This is a genomic window from Microbacterium sp. zg.Y909, assembly GCF_024626565.1.
Map to the genome: position 1 here is coordinate 1 of NZ_JANJFJ010000262.1, position 6,201 is coordinate 6,201.

At 72.2% G+C, this 6,201-nt stretch carries 6 protein-coding genes; 4 read left to right on the forward strand and 2 right to left on the reverse strand.

Annotation, left to right across the window (positions count from 1 at the left end; all coding sequences use genetic code 11):
* The first annotated feature begins 245 nt into the window (after positions 1–245).
* The gene (locus NQ160_RS16530) at positions 246–1,229 is read left to right on the forward strand and encodes a hypothetical protein (RefSeq protein WP_257516259.1); all 984 of its coding nucleotides are present in this window, start codon (positions 246–248) and stop codon (positions 1,227–1,229) included.
* Between the two features lie 309 nt (positions 1,230–1,538).
* On the opposite strand, the gene NQ160_RS16535 is transcribed toward NQ160_RS16530, so the two are convergent.
* A complete protein-coding gene (locus NQ160_RS16535) occupies positions 1,539–2,807 on the reverse strand; it encodes a replication-associated recombination protein A (RefSeq protein WP_257516263.1) in 1,269 nt (422 codons plus the stop codon).
* A gap of 166 nt (positions 2,808–2,973) precedes the next feature.
* Here NQ160_RS16535 and NQ160_RS16540 point away from each other — a divergent pair, with 166 nt between their 5' ends.
* The 3 genes from NQ160_RS16540 (at position 2,974) to NQ160_RS16550 (ending at position 5,811) form a co-directional block, all read left to right on the forward strand.
* Entirely contained in the window at positions 2,974–3,279 is a 306-nt protein-coding gene (locus tag NQ160_RS16540) for a dioxygenase (RefSeq protein ID WP_257516260.1), read from the forward strand.
* A 567-nt stretch (positions 3,280–3,846) separates the two neighbouring features.
* Entirely contained in the window at positions 3,847–5,124 is a 1,278-nt protein-coding gene (locus NQ160_RS16545; RefSeq protein ID WP_257516264.1) for a DUF349 domain-containing protein, read from the forward strand.
* Positions 5,125–5,214: 90 nt separating this feature from the next.
* Positions 5,215–5,811, forward strand: coding sequence for a type IV toxin-antitoxin system AbiEi family antitoxin (locus NQ160_RS16550; RefSeq protein WP_257516261.1), 597 nt, complete (start codon positions 5,215–5,217; stop codon positions 5,809–5,811).
* Here the strand turns inward: NQ160_RS16550 and NQ160_RS16555 are convergent.
* A partial coding sequence (locus tag NQ160_RS16555) for an ACT domain-containing protein (RefSeq protein ID WP_257516262.1) occupies positions 5,781–6,201 on the reverse strand: 421 nt, incomplete at its 5' end. The genes NQ160_RS16550 and NQ160_RS16555 overlap by 31 nt on opposite strands.

Consider the following 6,201-nt stretch of genomic DNA (forward strand, 5'->3'; position numbering starts at 1 on the left):
GCGGCTCACGGACGTATCGCCTCTCCTCGCCCTGTCCGGACTGCACGCCGGGGCATGCCGGTAGGTGGTGAAAGAGAAGAGGGGATGCCCGAAAACTGGGTTTCGAGCCGATCAAGAGTACCAGACGCGGGGTGTGAGCCTTCTGAGGGTCGGCGCCGCCTGCAGGGGCGTGGAATCGGCCCGCTTCTCCACCGATGGCGCGCCGGCCGGATCGGGCGTGTGGGCCGGGCCGCCACAGTGAAGGGATGCCGCGACCCGCGCCCCTCCCCCCGGCGCTCGGCGACGTGTTCGCTACCGCCGATGCCCGGGCCGCCGGTGTCGGTGCGACCCGTCTGCGGGCGTCGGATCTTCGCGCCCCGTTTCGCGGCGTGCGCGAGCGGATGCCACCTGCGCCGGCGATCACCGACGCGGCATCCGACGAGCCGTGCGCGGTCGATGCGTCCGCGCGGGAGCTGGTGCTGCGACGCGCCCGGGCCTATCAGTGCGTCATGGCGCCGCACGCGTTCTTCGCGGGGGTGACGGCGGCGGCGCTGTACGGCTTGCCCCTGGCCGCCGGCGGCGACCTCGAGGTCGGGGTGGTCGCTCCGAGGCGGGCGCCCCGGTGCCGCGGCATCCGCGGCGTGAAGGTCGATGCCGGCCTTGTCGCGGTGCGCACGCACGCCGGGCTGCCCGTGGCGAGCCCCGCCTCGACGTGGGCCATGCTCGGCGCCGCGGTTTCGGTGCGTGATCTCGTGAGGGTCGGCGACGCGATCGTGAGGGTCCCCCGCGACGCGCGGGGAGTGCCTGTGCCCCACGAGCGGCTCGCGACGGTCGCACAGCTCGACGCGGCGCTGCGCGCGGGGCGTCGGCGGGGCGCCGGCCGGCTGCGGGAGGCGCTCGCCCTGGTGCGGGTGGGCAGCAGCTCGCCGCTGGAGACGGACTTCCGTATCGACGCCGCGGCCGCGGGCCTTCCCGAGCCCGAGCTGGACGTGGAGATCCGCGACGGCCGCGGCCGGCTGCTCGGTATCACCGAGATCGTCTATCCCCGGTTCCGGACGGTCGTCGAGGTGGAGGGCGACCACCACCGCACGAGCCGCACCCAGTGGGCGCGCGACATCGAGAAGTACGCCGCCTATGCCGCCGAGGGTTGGGAGGTGGTGCGGCTCACCTCGCTGCACATCCGTGGCCGAGATCCGCGCGCCGTCGGCATCGTTGCGGCCGTGCTGCGCCGCCACGGCTGGCACGGGTGACTGCGCGGCACGTCGGCGGCCCGGCGCGCCGGTGCTCCAGGTGGCAGTTGTGGCGGTTCACGGTGCGTTCATGCCACAGAAACTGCCACCCGAACGTGGGGCACGTGCGCCGGGTGGCAGTTGTTGTCACCTGTGGTGCGGTGATGCCACAGTAACTGCCACCTGGACGACGAACCCCGCGGTCTGGGTGGCAGTTGTTGTCACTCGCGGCGGCCGCACGCGGCAATTACTGCCACCCGGACGTGTGTGCGGGTACTCCGGGTGGCACTTCTTGTCACCTGCGGTGGCCTGGGACCGCATGAAGGGCGGTCAGTCGCCGAGGATCTTGCGGATCTTCTCCACGCGCGCGCCGATGTCGCGCTCGACACCCCGGGCGGTGGGCTCGTAGTAGCGGCGGCCGCGCAGCTCGTCTGGCAAATACTGCTGCGTAGCCACGCCCACCTCGAGGTCGTGCGGGTACACGTAGCCCTTGCCGTGGCCCAGACGCTTGGCCCCCGGGTAGTGGGCGTCGCGCAGGTGCACCGGCACGCGCCCGAAGCCGCCGGCGCGCACATCGGCGATCGCGGCGTTGATGGCGTTGTACGCGGCGTTGGACTTGGCCGTCGTGGCGAGGTACGCCGTCGCTTCGGCCAGCGGGATGCGGCCCTCCGGCATGCCGATGAAGGCGACCGCGTCGGCCGCGGCGACCGCGATCGTCAGGGCCTGCGGGTCGGCCAGCCCGATGTCCTCGGATGCCGAGATCACCAGGCGCCGGGCGATGAAGCGCGGGTCCTCCCCCGCTTCGATCATGCGGGCCAGATAGTGCATGGCGGCATCCACGTCGGAACCGCGGATCGACTTGATGAACGCGCTGATCACGTCGTAGTGCTCGTCGCCCTGCCGGTCGTAGCGCAGCAGCGCCCGGTCGACGGCCTGCGCGACGAGGTCGGCGGTGATCACCGGCGTCTCGGCGTCAGGGTCGGCCATGGATGCCGCAGCCTCGAGCGCGGTGAGAGCGCGGCGGGCGTCGCCCGAGGCGAGGCGGATGATCGCGGCCCGTGCGTCGTCATCGAGCGCCACGGCTCCCGCGAGCCCCCGGGGGTCGCTGACCGCGCGATCGACCAGCATGCCGAGGTCCTCGTCGGTGAGCGGCTGCAGCGTCAGCAGCAGCGAACGCGACAGCAGGGGCGAGATGACCGAGAACGACGGGTTCTCGGTGGTGGCGGCGATGAGCACGACCCAGCCGTTCTCCACGCCCGGCAGCAGCGCGTCCTGCTGCGCCTTGGTGAATCGGTGGATCTCGTCGAGGAAGAGGATCGTGGACTGCCCGTACATGTCGCGTTGGGTCAGCGCCTCTTGCATGACCTCGCGCACGTCTTTGACGCCGGCCGTCACCGCCGACAACTCCACGAAGCGACGGCCCGACGAGCGGGCGACAGCCTGCGCGAGCGTCGTCTTGCCGGTGCCGGGCGGTCCCCACAGGATCACCGACGTGGCGGCGGCTCCACGTGTCTCGGTCGAGGCGAGCGCCACCAGCGGGGAGCCTGGACGCAGCAGATGGCGCTGCCCGGCGACCTCGTCGAGCGAGACCGGCCGCATGCGCACGGGCAGGGGCGTCTGGCCCTGAAAGAGCGCCGCGGGGGTTGTCACCCTTCCAGGCTAGCCGCGGCTACCGACCCCGGCGCGGCGGCGACGTTTTGCGGCCCGCTTTCGCGGCCGCGTAGGCTCGGCATCAACCCGGGCACCCGGGATCGAGGGAGGTTCCGTGGCACCTGGGGCGAAGGGCCGTGACGATCGCGTCGCACGAGAGCGCGCGCGGGTCTACCAGGCGCGCCTGGATTACCAGCGCGGGCTGAAGCAGCGTCGTCGCCGCGACAACCTCATCGCGGGGATCGCCGGGAGCGCGCTGCTGCTGGCCATCATCGGCGGACAGGTGCTCTACTACACGACTGGACCCGGCGTGCCGGAGCCCACCCCCACGCCCACGCAGACCACGCCGGCACCCGATCTTCCGCTTCCCGAGCCGGATGCGACGACGGACCCGACCCCCACACCGACCACCACCCCCTGACCCGGGCCCCCTGCCGTACTAGGCTGTGAGCCGACCACCAGCGAAGGCGGCGCAAGCCGCGACGAGGAATATTCCGTGAACGCCGCAGCAGAGCCCACTCCCGACATGCCCGAGACCGATACGCCCGCTACGGGCGACGAGGTGGACGCCGTGACCCAGCCCAACGACGCACCCGACACGGGCGCGGCAGAGACGACGACGGATGCCGGTGACTCCCTCGCGGAGCCCACCGCACCGGTCGAGTCGACCGAGTCCACCGAGCCCCCAGACCAGCCCGCCGAGACTTCTGAGCCCGCCGACTCGGCTGACCAGCCCGCTGAGTCGAGCGAGCAGCCCGCCGAGTCGAGCGAGCAGCCCGCCGAGTCGACCGAGCAGCCCGCCGAGTCGACCGAGCAGCCCGCCGAGTCGACCGACCAGCCCGCCGACTCGGCTGACCAGCCCGCTGAGTCGACCGAGCAGCCCGCTGAGTCGACCGAGCAGCCCGCCGAGTCGACCGAGCAGCCCGCTGAACCCGCCGCACCCGCGGCCGCCCCCGCGCCTGCGCCCGCGCCCGGCCCGCGCCCGCCGATGCCGCGCGCCCCGCAGGCCGCCGTGAAGCCCGTGCTCCCGCCGGCCGCGCCGTCGGCATCGTGGGGTCGCGTCGACGACGACGGCACCGTCTTCGTCCGCGAAGGCGATGACTGGCGCGCCGTCGGCCAGTACCCGGACGGCACGCCGGCCGAGGCGCTCGCCTACTTCGAGCGCAAGTACACCGATCTCGTCAGCGAGGTGACGCTCCTCGAGGTGCGTCATCGCCGCGGCGGTGCCAGCGCAGCTGACCTGCGCTCGGCCGTCGCCCTCGTTCGCGACAAGGTCAACGGCGCCATGGCCGTCGGCGATCTCGCTTCGCTCAGCGCCCGAGTCGAGGCGCTGGACGCCGAGCTCGCGACGGCGTCGGAGTCCGAGGTCGCCGCCGCCCGCGAAGCCGTCGAGCAGGCGATCGCCCACCGTACGTCGCTCGTCGAACAGGCCGAGGCGCTCGCGGCGCGCGACCCCAAGTCGGTGCAGTGGAAGCAGGCCACGAGCGACATGACGTCGCTCTTCGATCAGTGGCAGGCCCACCAGCAGAACGGTCCCCGTCTGCCGAAGTCGACGGCGCAGCAGCTGTGGAAGCGGTTCCGCGATGCACGCGGCACGGTCGACAAGCATCGCCGCGAGTTCTACGCCGAGCTGGACGAGACCCACAAGGCCGCCCGCGACCGTAAGACGCGCCTCGTCGAGCGTGCCGAGGCACTCGCGCCGCGCGGTGAGGACGGCATCGCCGCGTACCGCGACCTGCTCGACGAGTGGAAGAGCTCGGGTCGGGCCGGCAAGAAGGTCGACGACGCGCTCTGGGCTCGCTTCAAGGCCGCCGGCGACGCGCTGTACGGTGCCCGCGCCGAGCGTGAGAATGCCGACGCCGAGGCCTCCAAGGAGAAGATCGAGGCCCGCCGCGCCCTGCTGGTCGAGGCCGCCGCGGTCCCCGACGAGAAGGACATCGCCAAGGCCCGCCAGCTGCTCACCGGCATCCAGCGTCGCTGGGACGAGCTCGGTCGCATCTTCCCCCGCGACGTCGAGCGTTCGCTGGACGACGACCTGCGCAAAATCGAGCAGGCCCTCTCCACGCGCGAGCAGACCGACTGGAAGCGCAACAACCCCGAGACCAAGGCGCGCGCGAACGACATGACGCGCCAGCTCAACGACGCGATCGAGAAGCTCGAGTCCGAGCTCGAGGCGGCGCGCGCCGCGGGCGACAGCCGCGCTGAAGCCGCCGCGAACGAGGCCCTGGCTGCCCGCAAGGCATGGCTGTCCGCCCTGGGCGGCTGACCCGTCTGCACTGCACATCGAAAGCCCCGACTGTCCACAGTCGGGGCTTTCGTGCTCACACGGCGGGCAGGGATGGGCGAGCATGAGCGCATGCCGTCACCGTTCCTCTACTTCGCCGGCGGTCGCCTGTCGGGCGCCGAGCTCGCGGCTGCGCGCCTGGACGGTGACCTGGTGGAGGTCGGCGAGGGATACATGCCGGCGGATGCCGTCGAGACGAGGGAGCTGCGGGCTGCCTCGCTCGCGCCCTTGGTGGGGCAGACGCTCGCTGCGACACACCTGAGCGCCGCGTGGGTGCACGGCGTCCTCGACACGCCCCCCGCCCGGCACACCGTGCAGCGCGTCGTGGCCCGCCGCCTGAGCCCGCCGCTCGACGCGCGGGTGCGCTACAGCGATGTGCGGCTGGATGCCGCCGACGCCGAGATGATCGGAGGCGTCGCCGTCACCTCTCCCACGCGCACCCTCGCCGACCTCGCCCGGTCACGCGACGCCGCCCACCGCGACGTCGCCGTGCGCATGATGACGATCGCTCCGCACCTGAGGGACGATGCGCTGGCGTGGCTGGCGGCGGCAGGGCCGGTTCCCGACAAACGGGCTGCGGCGGCGTTCCTGCGGGCGTACGCCGTGCCGAGCGCCCGGCCACCGCCGGGCACAGCCGGTCAGGACGAAGTGACCCGGTACACGTCGTAGACCGCGTCGATGCGCCGTACCGCGTTGAGCACGCGGTCCAGGTGCACGGTGTCGCCCATCTCGAACACGAAGCGGCTGATCGCAAGCCGGTCGTTCGTGGTCGAGACGCTCGCGGACAGGATGTTCACGTGGTTCTCGCTCAGTACGCGGGTGACGTCGCTGAGCAGGCCGGAGCGGTCGAGTGCCTCGACCTGGATGTGCACCAGGAAGATGCTCTTGCTCGTCGGAGCCCACTCCACCTCGATGATGCGCTCAGGGTCGGCCATGAGGGACTGCACGTTGGTGCAGTCCGCCCGGTGAACCGAGACGCCGCTGCCGCGGGTGACGAAGCCCACGATCTGGTCGCCGGGGACCGGCGTGCAGCACTTGGCGAGCTTGACGAGGATGTCG

Bases quoted from the DNA above. Each gene is read 5' to 3' on its own strand.
- NQ160_RS16545 (WP_257516264.1), top strand. From the start codon at position 3,847: ATGCCGCGCGCCCCGCAGGCCGCCGTGAAGCCCGTGCTCCCGCCGGCC.
- NQ160_RS16550 (WP_257516261.1), top strand. From the start codon at position 5,215: ATGCCGTCACCGTTCCTCTACTTCGCCGGCGGTCGCCTGTCGGGCGCC.
- NQ160_RS16530 (WP_257516259.1), top strand. From the start codon at position 246: ATGCCGCGACCCGCGCCCCTCCCCCCGGCGCTCGGCGACGTGTTCGCT.
- NQ160_RS16535 (WP_257516263.1), bottom strand. From the start codon at position 2,807: ATGCGGCCGGTCTCGCTCGACGAGGTCGCCGGGCAGCGCCATCTGCTG.